Annotated in this window: 32 protein-coding genes; 4 read left to right on the top strand and 28 right to left on the bottom strand. The window is 41.9% G+C overall.

Going from position 1 to position 23,731, the window contains the following annotated elements:
* Nucleotides 1-136: 136 nt before the first annotated feature.
* The 3 genes from GHD25_RS16395 to GHD25_RS16385 are packed head-to-tail and all read right to left on the bottom strand — an operon-like array spanning nt 137 to nt 1,298.
* Nucleotides 137-367, bottom strand: a complete 231-nt coding sequence (locus GHD25_RS16395; RefSeq protein WP_164218836.1) for a stage II sporulation protein M — start codon at nt 365-367, stop codon at nt 137-139.
* A 1-nt stretch (nt 368) separates the two neighbouring features.
* Nucleotides 369-824: a DUF948 domain-containing protein gene (locus tag GHD25_RS16390; RefSeq protein WP_346426797.1), complete on the bottom strand. Its 456-nt coding sequence runs from the start codon at nt 822-824 to the stop codon at nt 369-371.
* Nucleotides 825-1,298: a DUF948 domain-containing protein gene (locus tag GHD25_RS16385; RefSeq protein WP_164218834.1), complete on the bottom strand. Its 474-nt coding sequence runs from the start codon at nt 1,296-1,298 to the stop codon at nt 825-827.
* 234 nt (nt 1,299-1,532) lie between these two features.
* Between GHD25_RS16385 and GHD25_RS16380 the strand changes: the two genes are divergently transcribed.
* The gene (locus GHD25_RS16380; protein WP_164218832.1) at nt 1,533-2,345 is read left to right on the top strand and encodes a YihY/virulence factor BrkB family protein; all 813 of its coding nucleotides are present in this window, start codon (nt 1,533-1,535) and stop codon (nt 2,343-2,345) included.
* 54 nt (nt 2,346-2,399) lie between these two features.
* Here GHD25_RS16380 and GHD25_RS16375 read toward each other — a convergent pair whose 3' ends face one another.
* From GHD25_RS16375 to GHD25_RS16350, 6 genes are all read right to left on the bottom strand, one after another.
* Entirely contained in the window at nt 2,400-3,650 is a 1,251-nt protein-coding gene (locus tag GHD25_RS16375; RefSeq protein ID WP_164218830.1) for an efflux RND transporter periplasmic adaptor subunit, read from the bottom strand.
* Nucleotides 3,647-4,309 (bottom strand): hypothetical protein, encoded by a 663-nt coding sequence (locus GHD25_RS16370; RefSeq protein ID WP_240452393.1) that lies wholly within the window; start codon nt 4,307-4,309, stop codon nt 3,647-3,649. Before GHD25_RS16370 ends, GHD25_RS16375 begins: the two co-directional genes overlap by 4 nt.
* Before the next feature lie 324 nt (nt 4,310-4,633).
* A complete protein-coding gene (locus GHD25_RS16365) occupies nt 4,634-5,794 on the bottom strand; it encodes a GNAT family N-acetyltransferase (protein ID WP_164218826.1) in 1,161 nt (386 codons plus the stop codon).
* 197 nt (nt 5,795-5,991) lie between these two features.
* Complete coding sequence (locus tag GHD25_RS16360; RefSeq protein ID WP_164218824.1) at nt 5,992-6,714, bottom strand: amino acid ABC transporter ATP-binding protein; 723 nt, start codon at nt 6,712-6,714, stop codon at nt 5,992-5,994.
* Nucleotides 6,711-7,370: an amino acid ABC transporter permease gene (locus GHD25_RS16355; RefSeq protein ID WP_164218822.1), complete on the bottom strand. Its 660-nt coding sequence runs from the start codon at nt 7,368-7,370 to the stop codon at nt 6,711-6,713. The genes GHD25_RS16360 and GHD25_RS16355 overlap by 4 nt, the downstream gene beginning before the upstream one ends.
* A gap of 267 nt (nt 7,371-7,637) precedes the next feature.
* Nucleotides 7,638-8,420: a transporter substrate-binding domain-containing protein gene (locus GHD25_RS16350; protein WP_164218819.1), complete on the bottom strand. Its 783-nt coding sequence runs from the start codon at nt 8,418-8,420 to the stop codon at nt 7,638-7,640.
* Between the two features lie 399 nt (nt 8,421-8,819).
* Between GHD25_RS16350 and GHD25_RS16345 the strand changes: the two genes are divergently transcribed.
* The gene (locus GHD25_RS16345; protein ID WP_164218817.1) at nt 8,820-9,962 is read left to right on the top strand and encodes an MFS transporter; all 1,143 of its coding nucleotides are present in this window, start codon (nt 8,820-8,822) and stop codon (nt 9,960-9,962) included.
* Between the two features lie 122 nt (nt 9,963-10,084).
* Here the strand turns inward: GHD25_RS16345 and GHD25_RS16340 are convergent, their stop codons facing one another.
* Nucleotides 10,085-10,408: a hypothetical protein gene (locus GHD25_RS16340; protein WP_164218815.1), complete on the bottom strand. Its 324-nt coding sequence runs from the start codon at nt 10,406-10,408 to the stop codon at nt 10,085-10,087.
* Between the two features lie 140 nt (nt 10,409-10,548).
* On the opposite strand from GHD25_RS16340, the gene GHD25_RS16335 reads away from it, so the two are divergent.
* Both GHD25_RS16335 and GHD25_RS16330 read left to right on the top strand, forming a co-directional pair.
* Nucleotides 10,549-10,728 carry a CsbD family protein gene (locus GHD25_RS16335; protein WP_164218813.1) on the top strand — a complete coding sequence of 60 codons (180 nt, stop codon included), beginning with the start codon at nt 10,549-10,551 and terminating at the stop codon, nt 10,726-10,728.
* 154 nt (nt 10,729-10,882) lie between these two features.
* A complete protein-coding gene (locus GHD25_RS16330; protein ID WP_164218811.1) occupies nt 10,883-11,344 on the top strand; it encodes a DUF2512 family protein in 462 nt (153 codons plus the stop codon).
* A gap of 98 nt (nt 11,345-11,442) precedes the next feature.
* Here the strand turns inward: GHD25_RS16330 and GHD25_RS16325 are convergent, their stop codons facing one another.
* From GHD25_RS16325 to rplO, 18 genes are all read right to left on the bottom strand, one after another.
* The gene (locus GHD25_RS16325) at nt 11,443-12,141 is read right to left on the bottom strand and encodes an SRPBCC domain-containing protein (RefSeq protein WP_164218809.1); all 699 of its coding nucleotides are present in this window, start codon (nt 12,139-12,141) and stop codon (nt 11,443-11,445) included.
* On the bottom strand, nt 12,128-12,574 hold the full coding sequence (locus tag GHD25_RS16320) for an ArsR/SmtB family transcription factor (protein ID WP_164218807.1): 447 nt from the start codon (nt 12,572-12,574) through the stop codon (nt 12,128-12,130). The genes GHD25_RS16325 and GHD25_RS16320 overlap by 14 nt, the downstream gene beginning before the upstream one ends.
* 254 nt (nt 12,575-12,828) lie before the next feature.
* Nucleotides 12,829-13,221, bottom strand: a complete 393-nt coding sequence (gene rpsI / locus GHD25_RS16315; RefSeq protein WP_164218805.1) for a 30S ribosomal protein S9 — start codon at nt 13,219-13,221, stop codon at nt 12,829-12,831.
* Nucleotides 13,222-13,240: 19 nt separating this feature from the next.
* Nucleotides 13,241-13,678, bottom strand: coding sequence for a 50S ribosomal protein L13 (gene rplM, locus GHD25_RS16310; RefSeq protein WP_164218803.1), 438 nt, complete (start codon nt 13,676-13,678; stop codon nt 13,241-13,243).
* Between the two features lie 365 nt (nt 13,679-14,043).
* On the bottom strand, nt 14,044-14,811 hold the full coding sequence (gene truA, locus GHD25_RS16305; protein ID WP_164218801.1) for a tRNA pseudouridine(38-40) synthase TruA: 768 nt from the start codon (nt 14,809-14,811) through the stop codon (nt 14,044-14,046).
* Nucleotides 14,812-14,887: 76 nt separating this feature from the next.
* Complete coding sequence (locus tag GHD25_RS16300; protein ID WP_164218799.1) at nt 14,888-15,688, bottom strand: energy-coupling factor transporter transmembrane component T family protein; 801 nt, start codon at nt 15,686-15,688, stop codon at nt 14,888-14,890.
* Entirely contained in the window at nt 15,685-16,554 is an 870-nt protein-coding gene (locus GHD25_RS16295) for an energy-coupling factor ABC transporter ATP-binding protein (RefSeq protein ID WP_164218797.1), read from the bottom strand. Before GHD25_RS16295 ends, GHD25_RS16300 begins: the two co-directional genes overlap by 4 nt.
* Nucleotides 16,530-17,369 (bottom strand): energy-coupling factor ABC transporter ATP-binding protein, encoded by an 840-nt coding sequence (locus tag GHD25_RS16290; protein WP_164218795.1) that lies wholly within the window; start codon nt 17,367-17,369, stop codon nt 16,530-16,532. Before GHD25_RS16290 ends, GHD25_RS16295 begins: the two co-directional genes overlap by 25 nt.
* Before the next feature lie 524 nt (nt 17,370-17,893).
* Nucleotides 17,894-18,247, bottom strand: a complete 354-nt coding sequence (rplQ, locus tag GHD25_RS16285; protein ID WP_164218793.1) for a 50S ribosomal protein L17 — start codon at nt 18,245-18,247, stop codon at nt 17,894-17,896.
* Between the two features lie 220 nt (nt 18,248-18,467).
* A complete protein-coding gene (locus GHD25_RS16280; protein ID WP_164218791.1) occupies nt 18,468-19,412 on the bottom strand; it encodes a DNA-directed RNA polymerase subunit alpha in 945 nt (314 codons plus the stop codon).
* A 215-nt stretch (nt 19,413-19,627) separates the two neighbouring features.
* Nucleotides 19,628-20,017 (bottom strand): 30S ribosomal protein S11, encoded by a 390-nt coding sequence (gene rpsK, locus GHD25_RS16275; protein WP_164218789.1) that lies wholly within the window; start codon nt 20,015-20,017, stop codon nt 19,628-19,630.
* 21 nt (nt 20,018-20,038) lie between these two features.
* The gene (gene rpsM / locus GHD25_RS16270) at nt 20,039-20,404 is read right to left on the bottom strand and encodes a 30S ribosomal protein S13 (RefSeq protein ID WP_164218787.1); all 366 of its coding nucleotides are present in this window, start codon (nt 20,402-20,404) and stop codon (nt 20,039-20,041) included.
* Nucleotides 20,405-20,483: 79 nt separating this feature from the next.
* On the bottom strand, nt 20,484-20,597 hold the full coding sequence (gene rpmJ / locus GHD25_RS16265) for a 50S ribosomal protein L36 (RefSeq protein ID WP_010095733.1): 114 nt from the start codon (nt 20,595-20,597) through the stop codon (nt 20,484-20,486).
* Nucleotides 20,598-20,625: 28 nt separating this feature from the next.
* The gene (gene infA / locus GHD25_RS16260; protein WP_010095735.1) at nt 20,626-20,844 is read right to left on the bottom strand and encodes a translation initiation factor IF-1; all 219 of its coding nucleotides are present in this window, start codon (nt 20,842-20,844) and stop codon (nt 20,626-20,628) included.
* Nucleotides 20,845-20,863: 19 nt separating this feature from the next.
* A complete protein-coding gene (locus tag GHD25_RS16255; RefSeq protein ID WP_164218785.1) occupies nt 20,864-21,157 on the bottom strand; it encodes a KOW domain-containing RNA-binding protein in 294 nt (97 codons plus the stop codon).
* Between the two features lie 160 nt (nt 21,158-21,317).
* Complete coding sequence (locus GHD25_RS16250; protein ID WP_164218783.1) at nt 21,318-21,962, bottom strand: adenylate kinase; 645 nt, start codon at nt 21,960-21,962, stop codon at nt 21,318-21,320.
* Between the two features lie 33 nt (nt 21,963-21,995).
* Entirely contained in the window at nt 21,996-23,288 is a 1,293-nt protein-coding gene (gene secY / locus GHD25_RS16245) for a preprotein translocase subunit SecY (RefSeq protein WP_164218781.1), read from the bottom strand.
* Nucleotides 23,288-23,728 carry a 50S ribosomal protein L15 gene (gene rplO / locus GHD25_RS16240; RefSeq protein WP_164218779.1) on the bottom strand — a complete coding sequence of 147 codons (441 nt, stop codon included), beginning with the start codon at nt 23,726-23,728 and terminating at the stop codon, nt 23,288-23,290. Before rplO ends, secY begins: the two co-directional genes overlap by 1 nt.
* Between the last annotated feature and the right edge of the window lie 3 nt (nt 23,729-23,731).

Raw genomic sequence — 23,731 nt, 5'->3', positions numbered from 1 at the left:
AGGTCGATCCATATTCCGCTTTTGCTTTTATTTACTGTTTTGAAATGAACAGCTTTTTTCGGGCGGAACCGATACACGAGGCGAATGGGTTTAAGATAATACCGGTAATAAAAAAATCCCTTTGCCAGGGATTTTTTTAATTGCCATGTTCCGCTTTTACAGCTTTTTTTATTTGTTCTATTTCCGCTGCTTTCTTTTTACCATCCTCGTATATTTTACGTTCCATCCGCTTTAATTCCTGAAGAAAAGGTTTGTTTTCCTCGAGCTGCAAACGCTTAGAGGCATAGTTTTTTATCATCCACCCCAGGGCTATTCCTGCAGCACTTCCTATTATGATGGATGTAAGGTCCTTTTTGTCCTTTTCCATATTACTTTACATCCTCATTCTCATTTTTTTCCCTTTTTGCTTCTCTCCTGCGCTGCAGCCAGTAATACCCCAGCGCAAAGGAACCATACAGACCGCCAAGCTTATTTTTATCCGTTACCTCTTTTGCCTCGCCTGTTTCCTCTTTCAGTGATTCAGTTATGTTCACCAATGAAGAGGAAAATTTACGTGATATATTTCCTGCATCCCCTACTACATAGAAAAGCGGACTCAGCTGCTTTAATTTATCATTTACATCAGCTAATGTCTTGTTGCTTTCACTCATTAGTTCGCCGGTTTCCTTCACAATTGTATCCATTTGATCCGGCAGTCTGTCCATCGTTTTTTCCACACCTTTTAAAACACCTGCCAGATTTTGCAAGGCATGGGCAATAAAAATAGCAATGACTAAAAATCCAATTCCGATTAGTAAAACCCCTACTCCCGTTAATGTCATCATTTATCCCTCTTTCCTGGTTTGTTTTATTAGCGCTCGTTCCGGTCTCTCAGCCGGCAAATTACTTTTAGGCTGTTTCCATTTGGAATATAAGAGAACTGCCGCTTCGCTCCATTTAAGTCCTTCCATAAATGGTTTTGTTTTTTCGTTCATTTCATCATTGGTCATATTTTTATGGTTGGCCTCCAGCCATTGATTAACATTGTTTACTGATGTTCCTACATCCCCAATGGCTTCAAAAACATCATCAGTAGCCTTCAGCTTGCTGCTGGCATCTTCAAGCATGGCATCTGCCTGGTTGATTGTTTCCTTTATATGCGGCATCATTGCTTCGACTTCTTCCTCTGTTTTGCCTATGGTGGTTTCAACAGATTTCAGCATTTTGGATATCCGGTACAAAACGACAGCAATGTAAACAACCACAACGGCAAATGCTATTGAAATAAGTAAAATGGATAAGTAAAAAACTCCTGCCACGAAAAAACCCCCTTCTTTTAAAGCATTATACCACTTGTTAACCTAATTGAAACAGCAGAATACATTGACATGGATTCAAGCTTAAACCTATCGGGTATAGGTTCATAAGGAAAAATCTTTACAGTGGGACGAGCATGTATGTACAGGCCCGGGTTCCTTATCCCTTTTTGTCAGTCGATCATAATTTTGGGACAGTGTACCTGTCCCCCTGTCCCACTTAATGGAGGAATGTGTATGTCGAAGTTAATCAACTTTGGGAAAGACTTTATGACTAAATTTCAGGAAGACAATGTTCCTTTATTGGCTGCAGCTCAGGCTTATTACTATCTTTTGTCAATTGTACCATTATTAATCGTAGGTTTCGCTATTATTCCCTATTTAAACATTGAGCCGGTCCAGGCTGTCAATTTTATGGCGGATGCATTGCCGGAAGGACTTGCTGCTGTGTTGGAAGAAAATATTATCAGTCTGGTTGAGACGCCCCGCGGCGGTTTATTAACGATCGGGATTATTGGTGCATTATGGTCTGCTTCTGCAGGAATAAATGCGTTTATCAAATCAGCGAATGAAGCATATGATGTCGAAGAAACCCGTAATTTCGTCGTTGTTCGCCTGATTGCACTTGGATTGACAATTAGCATGATCCTTGCCATTGTTATTGCTATTTTGCTTCCTGTATTCGGCAATGTCATTCTCGAATTTATTACAAATTTCTTAGGCTTAACCGTCGGCATGACTCTTTTGCTGCAAGTTTTGCGCTGGACCATCAGTATTGTCGCATTAACAGGGATTTTGCTATTATTATACCGGTTTGCGCCAAATAAAAAACTTCCATTTAAACATATCATTCCTGGTGCTGTTATTGCCAGTATTTTATGGCAGTTAATTTCACTTGGGTTTTCCTTTTATATCAGCAACTTTGGAAGTTATGATGAGACCTACGGCAGCCTTGCCGGCATTATCATATTAATGATCTGGTTTTTCCTGACAGGAATGGCTCTCATGATCGGCGCAGTCATCAATGTGCTTTACCACCGCAGAAACTGAAACACCGGGATGGTCCCTGTTACTGCTCCACAGGAGTACCATCCCGGTGTTGCGTTAGCGTGCGAGGATTCCGGTTACAAGATATTCGCTCCAGTTGGGGTTGCCCCCAAGGGTGATCTCCCTCCAGGTTGGTCTGGTCAGCTTCAGCGGAGTAATAAACGCTGCCCCGTCCCGGAATTGGTTCTCCCTTTTTTCTGCGATCAATTCCTCTGGCTGGACACCTGCCGTAATCTCCAGCATGGAGTCCATGAGTATGCCTGTTTCCACCGGTTGTTTCATAAGCCTGCCTGCCTCTGTCATTTTCCATACTGCTCCATCTGTCAACAGATGATCATAAACGACCGTGGCGCCAAGTGATTCATTAAGTGTGATGCTTGCCTCTCCATGATAACCGGGAAGGATCTCTTCCATCTCCGGCTGGACATCTTCTTCAAAAGCAATCCGAAAAGCATAGATGCTTTCTCCTTCACCGGAGACGTTCTCCGGATAATCATTGATGCCGCTTACCGTTCCATCGAGAAATGTTTGTACGTTAGTTAATTCCACTAATGACGGGAGACCTTCCTCCACTTTGTTCCGCTCTATTTCCGTTAACTCCCCGACTGCCTCCAGTGTTGTCGACTGTATAGTCACAATCGGATCCCCGAGATCGGTGGCAATATCTTTTATTTTTCCATCATAAGGACTTTCCACTGTTATCGTATCACCGGTTGTCTGCAGTTCTGTCAGCTGATTTTGCAAACTTTGCAATGCCGCCTGCTTTTGCGCAAGTTCATTTTCCTTTTCCAGAATAAACTGCTCCTTCATCAATTGAGCCTCCACCGGATCCTGCGGAAACTCAATGCTTATTTCCTCCTCCGTCATCTGAAACATAGGATTTTGACCTGCCGGCGGTGCTGATTCAGGAATCTGAAAAGCATTCATTTCCGTTATTGCCTGTTCAATCGCAGGTATTTCTCCATTAATTTTCTCCATTTCCTGCATCAGATCAGCTTCTGCCTCATAATAATTATCAACCTGGTAGGAAAAAAGCGGGTCTCCTATTGAAATTTCCTCCTCTTCCTCTACCAGGAATTCCTGAAAGCTTCCCTCTGCTGCATCAAAGTAAATATGCTCTTCCTCATCGTAGGCAAAAACGACATGAGTATGCAGCTCCTCGCGCACATCTGCCAAAAAGGCATCAGACCAGTCTTTAATATACGAAATTCGGTCAACCCGCGCTTCCTCATCTGCATAAACAAGCAGAAAGTTGACCGCGATGAATATGGCGATGGCTGCTTGTATTATTCTTCTCCGCCTTTTCATTCAAACCACCCACTTATAATACGCGTATCCACCGCAGCTATAGTTGCTGCAAGTGCCCACATGATAATATGTAACAGGATGACGATCAGCCATAGCCATCTTTTCCGAATGGCATGGAATCCGCCTATGTATCTGATTTGAAACCAAATAGTCCATAACTGAAATAAAGAAATTGCCCCAAAAAAGTAAATAAACCAATTTATTTCCATGAAGTACGATGCCATAATGCCAAAGGACAAGGGAGACACATACCATTCCAGTCCAATTAATGTTGCCAGCGGCACCCAAAGTATTCTTTCCAGTAACAAGACAGCAAGCACAATCTGCTGCATAATGACCAATTTTTTATAAGGTATCCCTGTAAACGCATAAATAATCAGGGAAGGAATGAAAAGCATAAATGCCGCGAAAATCAGTGCATATACTCCCCGCCCCAGGATAAACCAATATTTATACTGTTCATATTCTACGCCTGATGCTTCAATAGCTGCAGGAGAAAGTGGTGTCGAGCCTATCCCCAAATAAGCCATCCACATGTAGATAATGACACTGGCCAACGCCAGCAGCAAACTGGTTTTCCATATATTATACAGTTTCTCTGCCTTTCGAATTCGAAATAAATGATCCTCCATCGAGCGAAAAAATTTAACTAGATTCATATAATATGCCATCAAATCATTTCCTTTTCTGTATCCCCGCAGTTGATTTTTTATGTTATCAGCATAATGCTGCTGGTAATAATTATCACCTTCAGAGCAGTCGACAAAATTCTTCGTTTTTTCAAGGTAAAAAAGAATGGAACAAAGGTGAAAATTGTCTATTCCGATTGCATTTATTTTAACTTAAAATTCGCTAAAATACTATGGATTTTACAAGTTTTTCATGAAAGAAAAAAGACTTGCCGCTAAAAAGCGACATAAGTCTTATGAAAAACCTTTATATAAATCCGGGAAACAGGATAAAGGTCCCGGGACTATATTCTTTCAGAAGAAATCCGCAAAAAATGTCTTCTTTTCCGGAACCATTTTCTCTAATTGCAGGATTGTATCCTTATCTGTTTGCAGTTTTCCAAGCCGGAAGTAATCGACCGGTCTCCTGTAGCCCAGCAGCATACCTGCTAAAATCTGAATGGAGCAATACACTATTTGATGGCCGGATACACCTCGCACATGTGTAACCTTTGTTTTTCCGTTTTCCACCCTTAATTGATAGCCTCCATTGTTTTCCGGGAAAAATGTATCCTCCACTTGAAATGCCAGGCTGCCATTCCCCTGAAATGGATACGCAGCCAGAAATGAAGCTGCATCCACGATTCTTGCCATGAAATACGGTTTTAATTGTTGTTCAAACCGGGGCTCGTCCACCAGCAAAGCAAGCTGGTCATCCTCCGGAACAATCATTTCAGCATTTTCTGCCATGGAATCGTGATTGCCAATGAATTGTAATAATAACTTCCGGCCATTCAATGTATTGTAGACGATTTCCTGTACGAGAAATTCATTATTTTTCACGGTAAAAATAATATAGCCTTCTGCTTCATGCCGTGGATTATAGGCAACAGCAATATGGGCGTTATCCTTTAATACACGCTGTTTCCACCACGCTTCATCTCTTGTAAGCATGCCATTATAGGATGCAGCATAGGATGTGTACAGCTGATGCAGCAAAGAAGGATTCTCTGAGACACGCCTAACGTAACCATTTGCTCCCCAATCCTTTTTCAGCTTGCTGACAGGGATGGAATAATGCTGCTGGGTAAATGCGTGCTCCCAGCCATATTGGCGGTAAAAGGGAAAACTGAATGGATGCAGAAAGGAAAGCTGCTGCCCGTTCTCCTTCATATCATGAAGTGCATGCTGGAGCAGCTCCTTCACCATCCCCTTCCTGCGGTATTCCGGCCACGTGGCAACGGAGCTGATCCCTCCCATTTTAAAGGGTTCTCCATCTATATAACAGGCAAGCGGGATAATATGGAGTTTTGCTGCCAGCTCCCCGTCTTCCATCCAGCCCCAGATTTTATGCCTTTTTGCTTCAGCTTTCTTTTTTTCCAGCTCTGATGTTGACAATTCATATTGAAATGCATATTGGGATAATTCAAAGATTCGGTCGTAATCTTTTTCGTTTAGTTGTTTAATGTTAGCCATGTGCACCTCCGCGTTGTATAGGATTTCTAATCATTATACCTTAACACTGCTGGAAAATCAGTTCCGGGAGTAATGCTTCTTTAAATTTGGGAAGCTTCCATTCTTAGATACTTCAGAACTTCAGCTTATACTTCCAAAAATAATCCCAGCACAAAAAAGCCCTCTCCTCCCTGCGGAGAAAAGAGCACGATATTGACCTACAACACTTTCCGCAAAAACTCCTGTGTACGTTCCGATTTTGGTTTCGAAAAGATTTGCTCCGGGTCTCCCTCTTCTTCAATCTTTCCTTCATCCATAAACAGCACGCGGTCACCTACCTCTTTCGCAAAACCCATCTCATGGGTAACAACTACCATCGTCATCCCTTCTAATGCAAGCTGCTTCATTACCTCAAGCACTTCCCCGACCAGCTCAGGGTCCAGTGCGGAAGTAGGTTCATCAAACAGCATTACCTTTGGTTCCATTGCCAGTGCACGGGCAATGGCGACACGCTGCTGCTGGCCGCCTGACAGCTGGCTTGGATAATTGTTCTCCTTATCTGAAAGTCCCACCTTATCCAACAGGGCTACTGCACGTTTTCTCGCATCTTCCCTGCTGATTCTCCTCACCTTTTGTGGCGCCAGCATAATATTCTCGATTACCGTTTTATGCGGAAAAAGATTAAACTGCTGGAACACCATTCCTACTTCGGCACGAATTTCATTAATATTGACCTTTTTATCATTTATATGGTCTCCATCAATAACCACATCTCCGCTTGTCATCTCTTCCAGCATGTTCAGACATCGAAGCAGTGTACTTTTTCCCGAACCGCTTGGACCTATGACGCAAACTACCTCCGATTCATTCACCTTACAATTAATATTCTTTAGAACTTCCAAATCGCCAAATCTTTTATATAGATTCTTTACTTCAATCATTGAATATCCAACCTTCTTTCCAACAGGCGTAATACTAAGGATAAGCTTAACGTGATCACCAGGTAGAACGCCGCCACCGTAGTGTAAATTTCCACGGCATTAAAGTGATTTGCCGCTATCAGCCTTCCCTGGAAAATCAGCTCCGGAACGAGAATGACCGATAAAAGCGAGGTATCCTTAATACTAATGATAAATTGGTTGCCGAGCGGCGGAATCATTCGTTTAAATGCCTGGGGCCATATGATATAGCGCATGGTCTGTCCATGGTCCAGCCCTAAAGAACGGCCTGCCTCCATTTGTCCTTTTTCAATTGATTGAACGGCTCCCCGAACAATTTCCGCAATATAAGCACCGGAGTTTATCGCAATAACAATAACCCCTGCAAGGATTGATTCAATATTCATGCCTATAATTAACGGCAGGGCAAAGTAAATCCAGATTGCCTGTACCAGAACCGGTGTACCGCGAATCACTTCAATATAAACCGTAGATATTCCGTAAATAATTTTATTTTTTGCCACACGGCCCATGCCGAAAACAGCTCCGAGAATAAAACCAATTAAAAGGCCGAGCACAGATATAAGTAATGTATAATACAGACCAGTCATCAACTGCGGAATAAAGTCAATAACACCGGCCCAATTGAATCCAAACATTGTTTCACCTCTTCGTAAGCTTCTGGGTTTGTCTCATTTTTTCTATAGTTTAAGTAAGCTAGTACTCGCCCGCCCTTAGCGAGCAGACATTTTTCCTGTACGCAAAATTTAATAATTTTTTGCTGCGCTGCTATACTTCTTTGGGATTGTGGTACGGCAGCCCCGCTCCACCATAAATATTTCTAACATTTTATACTTCCTTAACGTGCGAAAAAGGGTGCAACGATTGTTGTGTTACACCCTTTCTTTCCTGAAGAGTATCTATCATTATTCAGGTGCCTCTCCAAACCATTTTTCATAAATCTCGTCGTAAGTACCATTCTCTCTTAATGTTGCCAAGGCATCATTAATGGCTTCCACTAATTCTTCCTGCCCTTTTGAAATAGCAATGCCATAGTTTTCAGCCTGATATAGATCTCCTACCATTTTCAGGCTGTCCTGCCCCTGTGTCTGAATATAATAGGCAACGTTTGGAGCGTCATAAAGAATTGCATCTACACTTCCATTTTCTACTGCCATATAAGCCTGATCCAGCTGTTCGTACTGGTTGGCTTCCGCGCCATCTATATTTTCCTCAATATAATCGGAACTGGTGGAACCGAGCCTGGTTGCAATTGTTTTGCCTTCCAGATCATCTATATCATTAATATCTTCATTATCAATATGAACACCGATACTCAGGCCGGATTCATAGTACGGGTCACTGAAATCAACCGACTCTTTCCGGTCCTCCCTGATGCTGATGCCTGCAATCGCTATGTCAAAAGAACCTGTCTGTAGTCCGGGAATAATGCCATCAAAATTGGTTGTTTCCAGCTCGATTTCAAAGCCGGCTTCATCTGCTACTGCATTAATTAAATCAATATCAAATCCTACATATTCGCCATCCTCGTAAAATTCAAATGGCACGAAGGATGAATCGCTTGCTACTACATACGAATCCTGCAGTCCACCTCCGCTTGCCTCATCATCACCGCATGCTGCAAGTGCTATTAACAGGAAAAGTGAGACAAACAGGACACTTGCTAATTTCTTATGTCTTTTAAACACGCTAACTTCCTCCCTTTACATAAACACTATTGAAAAAATTGTGTCTGTTTCATAATATTCATTTATTTTACCAATAATTCCTTCTATTTAAAAACGTCCTATGCATCTATATTTGGGAAGTCTTTTTCTTATAAGTGATTGGAAACATGTTTAAGGGTAAAGTGCGTAAAATTATTGCGAAATACTTTCATATACTTAATATTACTTTAATTTTGTCCATTCATATGTTTGATAAAAACAGTTGAAAAAGGTCGAATAATCGTTTCGGTTGCCATCTCCTCCGGCTTAAAAGTCTGTTCGTGTTTCTGTTAATACCCAACTCTTATAAGGGTTCATTGCCTGTTAAATTTCTTATTTTAAGGTATAATAAAGTGGAGAAAATAGTAGAGAGGATAAAAAATGAGCAAAATTCTTTTCATCGTAATCATCGTTTCATTTTTAGATACATTTATCCAATTGCCGATTATTACACCATATGCATTGGAATTAGGTGCTTCCCACCTTTTAGCAGGCTCCATTGTTGCTGTTTATTCGCTGACCAATATGGTCGGCAATATTTTTGGCGGCCACTGGATTGACCGGTACGGCAGAAAAAGGATGTTGTTTGCAGGAATGTTTTTTGCAGCATTTATTCTTTTGTTTTATCCGCTTGCACAGAATGGGTGGCATCTGTTTTTTGTGCGTTTTCTCCATGGTTTGGCCGGCGGGATATTAATCCCGGCAGCATTTGCCTATGTAGGTGACAGGTCAAAATCAAAAACCAGGGGAAGATCCATGGCATTTACCGGTGCAGCCATCGGAATCGCAGCCATTGCAGGACCGGCGATTGGCGGTGCGATGGCGGCAAGATCACAGGTGGAATACGTTTTTATTTTCGTTGCTGTTCTGTTTTTTATCAGTACGTTTTTAGTTCATAAATTTATTGATGAATCTTTTGTGTCCACGGAGAAGGGGAAATTTTCCCTGAAGGAGTTTATGCCGCTTCTGAAGCATCCGCTGGTTCTCCAGGCTTCTCTTGCAGCTTTTGCGTTAATGATCAGCAATGGGACTTTGGCATTTGCCTTACCGTTAAAAGTGGAGGAAATGGGACTGAACTCCGAAACCACGGGGATGATGCTGAGTACGTACGGCATCGTCGCTTTAATCGTCTTCTTGACACCAATAAACCGGATATTCGACCGGGTTTCTTCTGTAAAGCTAGTGGTAGCGGGAATTATGATTATAGGCTCAGTTCATATCCTGCTTAATATCATTTCTGTTTTCTGGTTAAGCATATTACTTATGGTTGTGTACGGCATTGGATTTGGCTTTGTCTTCCCTTCCATGAACCGGATTGTTTCCGATGCTTCCTCCAAAGTGGATCGCGGTAAAGCTTATGGCATTTTTTATGCCTTCTTTTCGCTTGGATCTGTTGCAGGATCCTTTGTCTCAGGTGCAACAGCAGAAACACTTGGACTGCCGTTTCTGTCCAGCGCCATTACGATGATGACCATCGGCTTCATTTTGTTGTTCATTGCAAAAAAATATGCAGCACAGAAATAAAATACCAGCCATGAAGAGCACTCGCTTTTCCGGCTGGTGTTTTTCTGTTTTATCATTATAGATAATTTTTCCGTAAACTTTGATACAGGAAGATAAAACCCGGAGACTGGTATGTAAACACATTATATTTTATTATTTGATGCCCTCTCTTTATATAACCTTTCATTTCCTTCCGCTAATAATTGCGAAGTTTCTTCCCAGTTTGCTGTACTTAACCGGCTCATTTCTTCCTTTGTTAAACGCAGTGTATAACCGTATGGAATGGTCTTCCCGTTAATACCGATACGCGCTGCATGTTCGGCTGATTCACTTGTAATTTTTTCGAAATAGCTTCCCTTAATTGCATTTTTGAAATAATCCCTTGCTTCATCACTTTTGAAAACCAATATGAATTTATCCTGCAGGAAATTCGGCTGATGCCGAATGTAGAATTGCAGCTCAGACATTTAAACACCTCCATATGCAGTATAACAAAAGAGAAATGACTTCTCCCGGTTTATCCGATTCATGTCCATATATATATCCATTCCTGTTTAAGCTCATTTTTTAACGGGAATTGTATTTTAACCTGGAATGGAGGGATATCATGAGTGAGGGATATAAAGATAAAATGGAAGGAACCATGGAGAAAGTAAAAGGCAGGGCAAAAGACGCTTATGGCGGCTTGACAGATGATGAATCCAAACAGACAGAAGGTAAGTTTGATAAGGTCAAGGGCTCCTTCAAGGACAAAGCCGGGGAAGAAAAAAATAAAGAAGACCGGTAAAGCATACCGGGAGCATATCATGTCCTTTTATACTCTTTAAAATAGGATTTTTCCTAAAACTGCAGATTCCAGTGTAAACGCCGGCAAATTTCCTCTTATAAATTCATCCTTTCTGCACATATTAAGAAGAAATCAGTGGAAAGGATGCATTTTTATGGCTCATTTAAAAGCGCTGGGAATAAAATTCATTGTCATTACGGTAATTGTTTTATCCTTATTTTCCATTTTTAATTACGCTGTATTTAATAATTTAATTTTGATCAGCTTAGCAACAACCCTCATTTCTTATCTCTTAGGCGATATGCTCGTACTGAGAAACCTTGGCAATGTTACAGCCACTATTTCTGATTTCGCGTTATCTTTCCTTTTATATTGGATGTTGGGAAGCTTCTTTTTTGGCATGAGCGGGCCGATCGTGCTAACATCATTGGCAGCCGCTTTCTTCACTGCCATTGCCGAGCCATTTATCCATGAATATATTCGTAATCAGATATTTTCTGATGGTCAAAAAGCACAGCCCAAAACATTCAGGCAAGTACAGACCGAGTTTGCGGATGAAATGGAGCTCGGCCGACGCAATCAAAAGGATTATGAGGCAAAGAAAGAACGTGATTAGCAAAGTGTGTGCTCAGCTGTAGAAAAAACCACCCTGTTGCTGCGGGCAATGAGGGTGGTTTGTATTGGGCTGAATATGGATAAAAATATAATTAAGTTTTAATAAGGTACCGGATATTTATCTATGATACAGTTTTTTTGCAACACCTCTTCTTTTCTTTCCATAGTTAAGGCAACTAAGCCATTAATAGCTTTTTGATTTAATGTTCTTTCAAATGATCCAGATCCTTCAATTTTATCTCCATCAATCTCTGTAATTACATCATCAGGTTTAATTCCGGCGGCATCCGCTGCTGTACCTTCTTTTACTTGTAAGACTTTTGTACCTCTATTGCCTTCGCTGGTTGTGTGCATAATACCGATCCAGGTTTTCCATATATTTACACGATTATCAATTCCAGTCTCATAGACGCTCTTTAGGTTCTCTAAAAATTGAAGGGTGCCAAACAGCATATTTTCTTTTGCAGCTGAATCCATATCTCTAATAAAAGAAGCCTGATATTCAATGCTTACCCTAATGCCATTCTCGACCTCTTTTAAAGAAGTAATTGTTGTAAAATCTCCATCAAGACTCTGAAGTACAAAGTGTTTCATAGCATCAATTTCAGTAAATACCCCCTCAGATGTAACTCCCCAGCCATGCTCCATATAACCCCTGCCGCCTATCCGGAAATCTACTTCATTATTTTTCGTATACCAGCGGTTTAAATGTTCAGGTTTAGTCAATGCATCCCAAACGTGTTTTAATGGGGCATTAACTATAATTTCGCTCTTTAAGGAGTCCTTAGTTATCTTCATCCCGAAACTCTCCTTTTTCTAAATAATTTTTCAAACTAACAAGCTGTTGATCAAGCAACTCTCCAATATATTGATGCATTTCCAGATATGCAATCTGAAGCATTTTGACATTTAATGAATAGATACGATATTTTCCATTCATGCTCTCTGAAATAATTTTTTCCTCTAATAAAATCTTCAGGTGCTTTTTTATTGCTGGTTGAGAGATGTCAAATGCTTCAACTAACTCCTTTTGGGTTTTGTTTCCTTGTTTAAGTAAACTTAATATACCCCTTCTTGTGGAATCACCCAGTGCTCGATAAATATTAGGCAAAAAAGTTCCCTCGCTCCCAAATATAACCTTTAGGTTATATTTATTATAAAAATAAAATAATATAGTGTCAAGAATTTTCTCAATCCTTTTCCAACTATGCTGCCATTTAGTTTTTAACAAGCCTTGAAAACTGATATGACTTAAACATCTCGCGAGAATGTACAACCGAGGAATTTAACAAACCAACTTGACAACGATGAACTGCAACTTCATTATTTTTCATTTAAACACATAATAAAAAACACCACCCGATACTGCCAGAAAAAAAGCACCGGCAAGATGCCGATGCTTTAAATCTGTTAAATGCTTAATAAGGTTCAAGCTGATCTAACCTGAAACAAAAAAGCGCTGTAAACAAATAATTATTGTTTCTATTAACGTTTTGAGAACTGAGGAGCTCTCCGTGCTGATTTAAGACCGTATTTATAACGCTCTTTCATCCGTGCATCACGAGTCAGATAACCTTCAGCTTTTAGCGTAGAACGATATTCCGGATCTGCTTCCAGAAGTGCACGAGCAACCCCGTGACGGATTGCGCCGGCCTGTCCGGTAAATCCTCCGCCATGAACGTTGACCAATACGTCATACGTCCCTTGAGTCTCTGTAGCCGCAAGCGGCTGGTTCAAAATTAAAAGCTGGGTTTCATATGGAAAATAGTCTTTTGCATCACGACCATTAATAGTAACATTTCCTGTGCCTGGTACTAAACGTACACGGGCAGTTGACTTTTTACGGCGTCCAGTGCCATAGTATTGTACTTGAGCCAATTCATTTACCTCCCTTTAATTACCCGCGAAGCTCGTAAACTTCCGGTTTTTGTGCTTCATGTTTGTGTTCTGCACCTCTGTAAACGTGCAATTTCTTAGCCATTTTACGCCCCAATGGACCTTTTGGAAGCATCCCTTTAACAGCAATTTCAAGCATCTGTTCCGGGTATTTTGTCCGCATTTCATAGGCATTGCGTTCTTTGACCCCACCAGTATAGCCAGTGTGGCGGTAATATTTTTTATCCGTAATTTTATTGCCTGTCAGTTCAATTTTTTCAGCGTTGATAATAATCACATGGTCGCCAGTATCAGCATGTGGTGTGTATGTCGGCTTATGCTTTCCGCGAAGGATTGCAGCAACCTCACTGGACAAACGCCCTAAACGCTTGCCTGCAGCATCCACAACATACCATTTGCGTTCAATGTTTGCTTCATTCGCCATGAAAGTTGTGCGCATGATTGTTTCCCTCCAAATATATTCGTTCGTTATTCCTATATTCAACACAATTAGATTCCGGGGCTAATCGTGGTTTTAGAAATAAAATGCCATAGATCATAATACACCTAATAGGGGAGAAATGTCAAGTAATGATCAAGTTTTTTTACTAAAGTATGTTACTGAAAATACTTTGTAATCGTCTTCAGATAAATGTCTTTGGCTTGGCATAACAATGACTTTGCGTCCCGCTCAATAACAAGATACAATTTAAAGAGTGTTCCTGAAAAACAAACCCGTCTTAAAAGCATAGTTAAAAGGTTACATCGTGTGCTTCCCGCGAGTTCCGCTTTCCTGAGTAAATTTCCAAAACTGGTCAAGTAATCTTATTCTGCAGCCCGGTTGTTCTCATCACCATACTTTACTCTCCACAAATACAGTCCTTGCGGCGGTACTGTTTCACCGACAAGTCTCCGGTCTTTAGCAGCCATAAGCCCGGGTATGTCCGCAGGTTCTCTTTTTCCCTGACCAATATCCAGGAGGACACCGACGATAATTCTTACCATGTTATATAAAAAGCCGTCTCCACGAAAAATAAATTCAATTTCCTCCCCGCGCTTTTCACAACTGGCCTGATAAAGGGTGCGTTCCCTGGAGCCTTTGATCGTTGCCTTGGCGGAGGAAAAGGTCGTGAAATCATGCGCGCCCTCCAGATAGCGGCAGGCTGCTTTCATAGCCTCTATATTCAGTTTATAGGGAAATTGATAATAGTAGTTTCGCTTAAAAACATCTCTTTCTTTTTGATGCCATACATAATAGCGATATTCTTTTTCCAAGACATCATACCTGGCATGGAAGCCTTCCGGGACGATTTCTGCGTGCTGAACAAATAAATCATCGGGCAGCAGGGTATTCAATGCAATTTTCCAATTTTTCACCGGTATCTGGAAAGGCGAATCGAAATGAATCGTCTGGCCAAAGGAATGCACACCGGTATCTGTTCTTCCTGAAGCCTGAATCCGCACTTCCTCCCCCTTATGCATTTTTTTTAATGCCCGCTCCAGGACGCCCTGAACGGTACGTTTTTCAGGCTGAATCTGGAACCCGGAAAATTGGGAACCATCATAATGAATGATGCATTTCAATCGTACCATATCAGTCTAACCTTTCTTTCTTCACTTTTCACGCTGCTGTACAGCTTTCCTGCAGATTTACTTTGCGGCAAAACATCTAATAGGCTCTCGTAATAAATAACGATGCAACCACAGCAGCGAATAATAGATAAATCCAAATATCCCGCTGTCCGATTTTCAATTCCCGCAGCTTTGTGCGTCCTTCTCCGCCCTGGTAACCGCGTGCTTCCATCGCCATTGCCAATTCCTCTGCTCTTTTAAATGCACTGACAAACAGCGGCACTAATAACGGAACAATTGCCTTGATCCGCTCTTTTATCGGGCCTGTCCGAAAATCCACGCCGCGGGAAGCCTGTGCTTTTGAAATTTTATCGGTTTCCTGCATAAGCGTCGGAATGAACCTTAATGAAATGGACATCATTAATGCAAGCTCATGTACCGGGAATTTAAACCGTTTCAAGGGATGAAGCATATCCTCTATCGCATCTGTTATTTCTATTGGTGTTGTGGTCAATGTAAGCATGGACGTCACCAGAATCAGCAGGAAGAAACGCATGGATATAGCAAATCCCTGGATGACCCCGCCGGAATAAACTTTAAAATTAAAGATCTCGATGAGTACAGTGCCTTCATTAGTCACTATCAAATGGAGAATAAATGTAAAGATAATCAAGAACCAGACAGGGGTTAACCCTTTCATAATAAAACGGACGGGAACCCGGGATGCGAGCATGGCCGCTAAGGCAAAAGCAGTAATAATTATATAGCTTGGCAAGTTATTGGCAAAAAATACAATAAAGACAAACACAAAAATGATCGTTATTTTCGTTCGCGGGTCGAGCTTGTGCACAATCGAGCTGCCCGGTACATACTGACCGATAATGAGGGAGTTATTCATGGCGTTTCATCCCCCTTCAGCCGGTCATATATCAAGGCTGCCATTTCTTTTACTTTTTGCCTGTGAAATGGGATGGACTTTCCGAATCTTTCCTCAAACTGATTTAAAAAGCGTACCATTTCCGGCACATCAAGCTGCACCTTATTCAGTGCCTCTTTTTGTACAAATACTTCTTCCGGCACGCCTTCCATATATTTCTGCCCATTATTTAAGATAATCACATGATCGGCATATTTCACAGCATCTTCCATGCTGTGCGTTACGAGGATGGTGGTCAGATTCTGTTCTTGATGCATCCGGTGAAACATTTCCATCATTTCTTTCTGCCCGCGGGGATCCAGTCCTGCTGTCGGTTCGTCCAGAACGAGTACTTCAGGCTTAATCGCAAGTACTCCTGCGATCGCAACCCTTCTCATTTGTCCGCCGCTCAAGTCAAATGGGGAGCGTTCGAGAAATTCGTCCGACAAACCGACAACCGGCAATATTTCTTTCGTTCTGCGCTTCGTCTCTTCCTCATCAGTTCCAAAGTTTCTCGGACCAAATGCTATATCTTTCCCCACCGTTTCCTCAAATAGCTGGTGTTCCGGATATTGGAATACGACACCAACTTTGCTGCGGAGCTCTTTCATATTCTCCGGCTTCTTATCAGGGGTTAAACGATATTTGCCAATGGTTACCTCTCCTTCACTCGGCACAGCCAGCCCATTTAAATGCTGGATAAGCGTGGATTTCCCAGAGCCGGTATGCCCAATAATGGCCACAAAGGAGCCGGAAGCAATATGTAAATTTAAATGATCTATAGCTTTATGTGCAAAAGGCGAGTTACGCTGATATATATAACTTACGTCTTTGAATGTAATGTCCATAGGTCCTCCAGCAATTCATCATGGTTTAGCGGTTCCCTTGTCAGCGAAATTCCTTTTTCTTTCAGCGCTTCTGCCAGTTTTGCCACAAAAGGAACATCCAGACCGATTTGAGTTAGTTCTTTTTTTTGTGAAAAAATATCCCTTGGGGCTGCTTCTGACCAAATTTCCCCTTCATTCATCACAATTACACGTTCTGCTTGAACAACTTCCTGCAGGTCATGGGTAATGGTAATTAAAGAAAGATCATTCTGTTTTTGCACATCTGCAACTGTCCGCATAATCTCTGAACGTCCGCGGGGGTCAAGCATGGCTGTAGCTTCATCCAAAATTAAAACATTCGGAGAGATAGCCAGTACACTCGCAATGGCCACCCGCTGCTTCTGACCGCCGGATAACCGGTGCGGTTCGGTCAAAAGGTAATCCTGCATTCCTACGGCACTTAACGTCGCATCAATGCGATGGAGCATTTCTTCCCGGGAAAACCCTCTGTTTTCCATGCCAAACGCAACATCATCCTGCACAGTAGTCCCTACAAACTGATTATCCGGATTCTGAAATACCATGCCTACTTCTTTTCTGATATCCCAAATTGTTTCTTCGTTGACCTGAATACCGCCAATGAGTATTTCCCCTTCCTGGGGGAATAAAAGGCCGTTTAGCAGTTTAGCGATGGTAGATTTACCTGAACCATTATGGCCGATAATGGCAATCCATTCTTTTTCATAGATTTCAAAGGAAACATTTTTTAATACCCAGGGCTGCTCATCTCCGTACCTGAAGGATACATTTCTAAACTCAATCAAACGCTTTCTCATAAAATACTCCTCCCGGGTTTTTTCTCAGTATACTATGTGAATCTTGACCTGCAAAGCATTCAGCATCTCCTAACCATAATAATCACTATTTTTCAGGCCGGCATTCAGTCCGTCTTCCTATATATGAAAAACTCGCATTCCCTCACTTTTTAGTGAATGCGTTAGTTTTTCCTATACTTAAGACTTAAAAATTTCAGCCTCCCCCGAATCCACTTTTTCTTGGGGGACTGCGGTACAGCAGTCCCTCGACCCACCGAAACGATTTGGGTCTGCAGCTGTTTCCCGTCCGCCATAAACCATGGTTGAAATTTTAAACTTTCTTTACGTGCAAAAAAAGGGCCTGGATAGACCTCATAAAAGAGATTTAGTCCTGCCCTTGATGTGTAAGCACTTTGGAAAACCTGGCTGATCACCAAGCCTTATTGTACGGAAAATAAATTCTCCGTCTGCGGCGTTCTTGCTTCTGCAGCATTCCTCGTGCCCTTATGCAAGCAAGAAAGTGTAATACTTTCTTATCTGTCAAGTTAAACAAGTTCAATGATTGCCATTTTAGCTCCATCACCTTGACGGGCACCAAGTTTTAATACTCGTGTGTAACCACCCTGCCGGTCTTCATAGCGACTGGCTACATCATCAAATAGCTTCTGAATAACATTTTCGTCCTCATTTGCTTCCTGGTCATATAGAAAAGCTGCAGCCTGGCGGCGTGCATGCAGATCTCCGCGTTTACCAAGCGTAATCATTTTTTCTACTACCGATTTCAATTCTTTCGCTTTTGCTTCTGTTGTTTCAATCCGTTCATGAATAATTAAATCAGATGCAAGATTACGAAGAAGAGCTGTACGGTGATCTGTTGTACGGCCTAATTTTCTAGCCATGGACTATCCCTCCCTTTCTGAGTTGCATATAGAGAAACGCTTATACACCCGTGTTTTAGTGAAGCAACTTCGAACAAGCTGCAACACGGCGAGCATCTCTGCGTCAGTTTTATTTAAACTTTGGACGTAAAAGTTTTTACCGAGCCAAATTTGCTTCTCGGCTATAAATTTTACACTCTCCAAACTAATTGCTTTATGGTTTTATTGTCCTGAAGTTCAATTAATCATCGTCACGCAGACCAAGTCCCAGGTCCGAGAGCTTTGTTTTTACCTCTTCCAAAGATTTCCTTCCCAAGTTCCGGACTTTCATCATATCTTCTTCCGATTTATTTGCAAGCTCCTGGACGGTATTAATTCCTGCCCGCTTCAGACAGTTATATGACCGCACGGAAAGATCCAGTTCTTCAATTGTCATTTCCATGACTTTTTCTTTTTGATCTTCCTCTTTTTCCACCATGATTTCTGCCTGCTGCGCTTCATCTGTCAAGCCTACAAAAATATTAAGATGTTCTGTAAAGACCTTTGCTCCCAGTGAAACTGCTTCTTCCGGACGAATACTTCCGTCAGTTGTTACATCCATCGTCAGCTTATCATAGTTTGCAACCTGGCCGACACGGGTGTTTTCCACCTGGTAAACGACACGGGAAACAGGCGTAAAGATGGAATCAACCGGAATCACGCCAATCGGCTGGTCATCATTTTTATTTTCTTCCGCAGGACGGTATCCACGGCCTCGTTCTGCCGTGATTTTCATATGCAAATGCCCTTTTTTATTTAATGTCGCAATGGGAAGTTCAGGGTTAAGTACTTCTACATCACTGTCAAATGTCAGATCTCTGGCTGTTACTTCCCCTTCTCCCTGCACATCGATTTCTAATGTCTTTTCCTCATCAGAATAGATTTTCAGAGCCAGCTTTTTCAGATTCAAAATTATTGTTGTTACGTCTTCCACAACCCCTTCAATTGTAGAAAACTCATGCAGTACACCATCTATTTGAACTGATGTTACAGCAGCACCTGGAAGTGAGGATAAAAGGATACGACGCAAGGAGTTTCCGAGAGTGGTACCATATCCACGTTCAAGCGGTTCGACTACAAATTTTCCAAACGTAGCATCTTCGCTGATTTCTACCGTTTCTATTTTTGGCTTTTCAATTTCGATCATCCAATAAAACCCTCCTTAAAAACGTCGAAACCCCGGTTAGACTTATGTCTAACCGAAATTCCCCAAATAGGCAATTGATTTACGCTTACTTACCTGTATTTATTTCGTACTTTTCTTGTCTTACAAGCCGGGGGAATGATGATATTACCTCATTTCCGGCTTTTTAGCCATCATAACCCATTATAGACAAGGTAACAAAATCTCATACGATATACTTATACACGACGACGTTTTGGCGGGCGGCAGCCATTATGCGGAACCGGTGTTACATCGACAATTGCCGTAACTTCCAGACCTGCTGCCTGAAGTGAACGGATTGCGGCTTCACGGCCGGCTCCTGGTCCTTTTACAGTCACTTCCAATGATTTCATGCCAGTTTCCACTGCGGATTTCGCTGCAGTTTCAGCTGCCATTTGGGCGGCAAATGGTGTTGATTTTTTAGAACCTTTAAAGCCAAGTGCGCCTGCAGAGCTCCAGCCGATCGAATTTCCCTGCGGATCCGTAATTGTTACAATCGTGTTGTTAAAAGTAGAACGGATATGGGCTATACCTGATTCTATATTCTTTTTCACACGGCGTTTGCGCGTGTTTGTATTGCGTGCCATTAATTACATACCTCCTTTACGTTACTTTTTCTTGCCTGCAACTGCACGGCGTGGTCCTTTACGGGTGCGTGAGTTGTTTTTTGTTTTTTGTCCGCGTACAGGCAGCCCGCGACGGTGACGGACTCCTCTGTAAGAGCCGATTTCAATTAGTCGTTTGATATTAAGAGACGTTTCACGGCGAAGATCCCCTTCAATGGTAAATTCGTTTACCGCTTTACGGATTCGGCCCAATTCATCTTCTGTCAAATCACGTACACGTGTATCCTCTGAGACGCCTGCTGATTCCAGCACTTGCTGTGCAGTGGTCCTTCCTACACCGTAAATATACGTTAATGAGATTACTACACGTTTATCACGTGGAATATCTATACCTGCAATACGTGCCATACGTTTCGTGCACCTCCTGTATTATAACTTGCTCATCCGATGAGCTTTTTGCTATTTGTCGTTCTTATATAAGCTTACGCTACCCTTGTTTTTGTTTATGCTTCGGGTTTTCGCAAATGACCATTACTTTTCCTTTACGTTTGATCACTTTGCATTTTTCACATATTGGTTTTACAGATGCCCTTACTTTCATCATACTACCTCCTTTGATATAGGAGCACTTATTTATAACGGTACGTAATTCTTCCTCTGGTTAAATCATACGGTGAAAGCTCTACCGTTACTTTATCACCTGGCAGAATGCGGATAAAATGCATACGGATTTTGCCGGATACGTGCGCCAGAACCGTATGGCCATTTTCAAGCTCCACATTAAACATTGCGTTTGGGAGTGTTTCCGTTACGGTTCCTTCCACTTCAATTACGTCGTCTTTCGCCATCGTGTTGATCTCCCTTCTTTTAATCAGTCACAATCTCATTCGTAAATTTAGCTATGGCAAATCTAAGCTTGCCATTTGTGACACGACCAGTTTCTAGAAGGCTGTTTTGGACTTCCGGAGAAATATAATCCATTTTCTCAATATGATGCAGGTTCTTTTTCTTTGGTCGATCATATTTACGTTTTTCCCCATCTGCAAGCAGAACATACCGATCATCTACAATTTGAATAACCACGGCAAATTGTCCTGCCTCGCGTCCCTGCTTAATACGAACAACTTGACCTATCAGCGGAATCGAATCATCTTCGTTCAACAACGATCACCTTCACTTAGGCTATAGAATATATTGATCTCCTTTTGGAAAAAAGGTTCACTTTTCATTCAGTGTGGGGGAATAGTGTATCCCAAGGTTTATTATAACTTTTCAACCACTGAATTGCACCCTTTTACGGCTATTTCATGGCGGCAGGGCACTATTTTTCAATTTTTGTGCGAATATCTTCAAATACTTGATTGATATCCTGATCACCATTTACGCTTACAAGGTATCCTTTATCCTCATAGAAGTTGAGTAAAGGCTTTGTTTGCTCGATATTAACAGCCAGACGGTTCTTCACGGTTTCCGGTTTATCGTCGTCCCGCTGAATCAATTCTGACCCATCATTGTCACATTTGCCTTCTATTTTTGGAGGATTATATTTAACATGATATGTCGCCCCGCATGTCGGACAAATCCTGCGGCCGGTTAAGCGCTCCACCAATTTTTCTTCAGGTACATCCACATGAATGACATAATCGATTGATTCATTCATATCAGCTAGAAGCTCCTGCAAAGCTTCAGCCTGTGCAATGGTTCTTGGAAATCCATCTAGTAGAAATCCATTGCTGCAATCATCTTTGCTTAAGCGTTCTCTGACGATACCGATGGTTACTTCATCTGGAACAAGGTTTCCCTCATCCATGTACGCTTTCGCTTTGTTTCCAAGTTCAGTTCCCTCTTTAATCGCCAAGCGGAACATATCTCCGGTTGAAATATGAGGGATATTATATTTTTTATTTATTTCTTTTGCCTGGGTCCCTTTACCGGCACCAGGCAAACCCATTAAAATCAGATTCAATTCATTTCCCCTCGCTCTTTATGGCAGCAGGGCTTACCGGATAAATCCTTTGTAGTGGCGTTTAACAAGCTGGCTTTCCAGCTGCTTCATCGTTTGCAGTGCAACACCCACTACGATGAGTAAACTTGTGCCGCCGATTTGTACTGCCTGAGGCAGATTGGCAAGACCGCCCAATACTATTGGCATTACAGAAACAGCTGCTAAAAAGAGTGCACCGACAAATGTCAGGCGGTTAATTACACGCGTAAGATACGTTTCTGTATTATGTCCAGGACGAATTCCCGGAATGTATCCGCCTTGTTTCTGCAGATTTTCAGCCATGTTTTCAGGGTTAACTTGAACGAACGTATAGAAGTAGGTAAAAGCAATGATTAACGCGACATACAAGACCATACCGATTGGCTGCGTATAATCAAAAATCATCGTAATCGTCTGTGCTACCTGACTTCCTTCAAAGAAACCTGCAACCGTGCTTGGTGCGATCATAAACGCAATGGCAAAAATAACCGGGATTACCCCTGCAGCATTTACTTTTAAAGGCAAATGAGTGGAATGCCCGCCTACCGGAGAACGGTTTACAAGTTTTTTCGCATATTGAATTGGTATTTTACGAAGTGCCTGCTGAATAAATACGACACCAACAATAACAGCCACAATAACCAGGACGATCAACGCCACGATCACAATGTTGATAAACAGCTCATCGCCCGGATTGACAAAATACTGACTGTATAATTGCTGAACACCATTTGGAACGGCTGCAACAATCCCGGCAAAAATGAGAATGGAAATCCCGTTCCCGACGCCGTTTGCCGTGATTTGTTCCCCAAGCCACATAAGAAAAGCAGTACCGCTCGTCAGTACAATCGCAATGATCAGGAATGTTAAGGCATTGGGATTCTCTATGAGCATTCCGCCTGCCATTACATTAAAACCGATAGACATGGCAATCGCCTGAATAAACGCAAGTACAATGGTTCCATAACGTGTAATCTGTGCCAGTTTTTTACGTCCCATTTCCCCTTGCTTTTTCCATTCGGCAAACTTTGGCACAACATCCATCTGCAAGAGCTGCATGATGATGGATGCAGTAATGTAAGGCATAATGCCCATGGCAAAAATGGAGAAGTTTTGCAGGGCGCCTCCGCCGAATATATTAAGAAAACCAAATACATTTTGCTGACTCATAAAATCTATTGCTTCCCTGTCTGTGTATGGAACGGGAATAAACGTTCCAAGACGGAATACAACAAGCATGAGCAGTGTGAATATTATTTTTCGTCTGATGTCACCAACGCGCATAAAATTGGAGATTGTCCGAATCATTAAATCACCTCTGTTTTACCGCCCGCGGCCTCAATTGCTTCAGCGGCTGAAGCAGAGAACTTGTGAGCTTTTACTGTTAATTTTTTTTCGATAGAACCGTTGCCAAGTACTTTAATACCAGCTTTTAGTTTACTAACGACACCTTCTTCAAGTAATAGCTCAGGTGTAATTTCCGTGCCGTCTTCAAAACGATTAAGTGCATCCAGGTTTACAATAGCAAATTCTTTTCTGTGAATGTTTGTGAATCCGCGTTTTGGCAAGCGCTGGAATAATGGCATTTGGCCACCTTCAAATCCAGGACGTACACCGCCGCCTGATCGTGCTTTTTGTCCTTTATGCCCCCGGCCGGAAGTTTTTCCATTTCCGGATGACATCCCGCGGCCTACGCGATTTCGTTTTTTGCGACTTCCTTCTGATGCTTTCAATTCATGAAGTTTCATGCG

It is taken from the genome of Virgibacillus aidingensis, assembly GCF_010994035.1.
Lineage (GTDB): Bacteria > Bacillota > Bacilli > Bacillales > Amphibacillaceae > Virgibacillus_N.
This window is presented reverse-complemented; position numbering and strand designations above follow the sequence as displayed.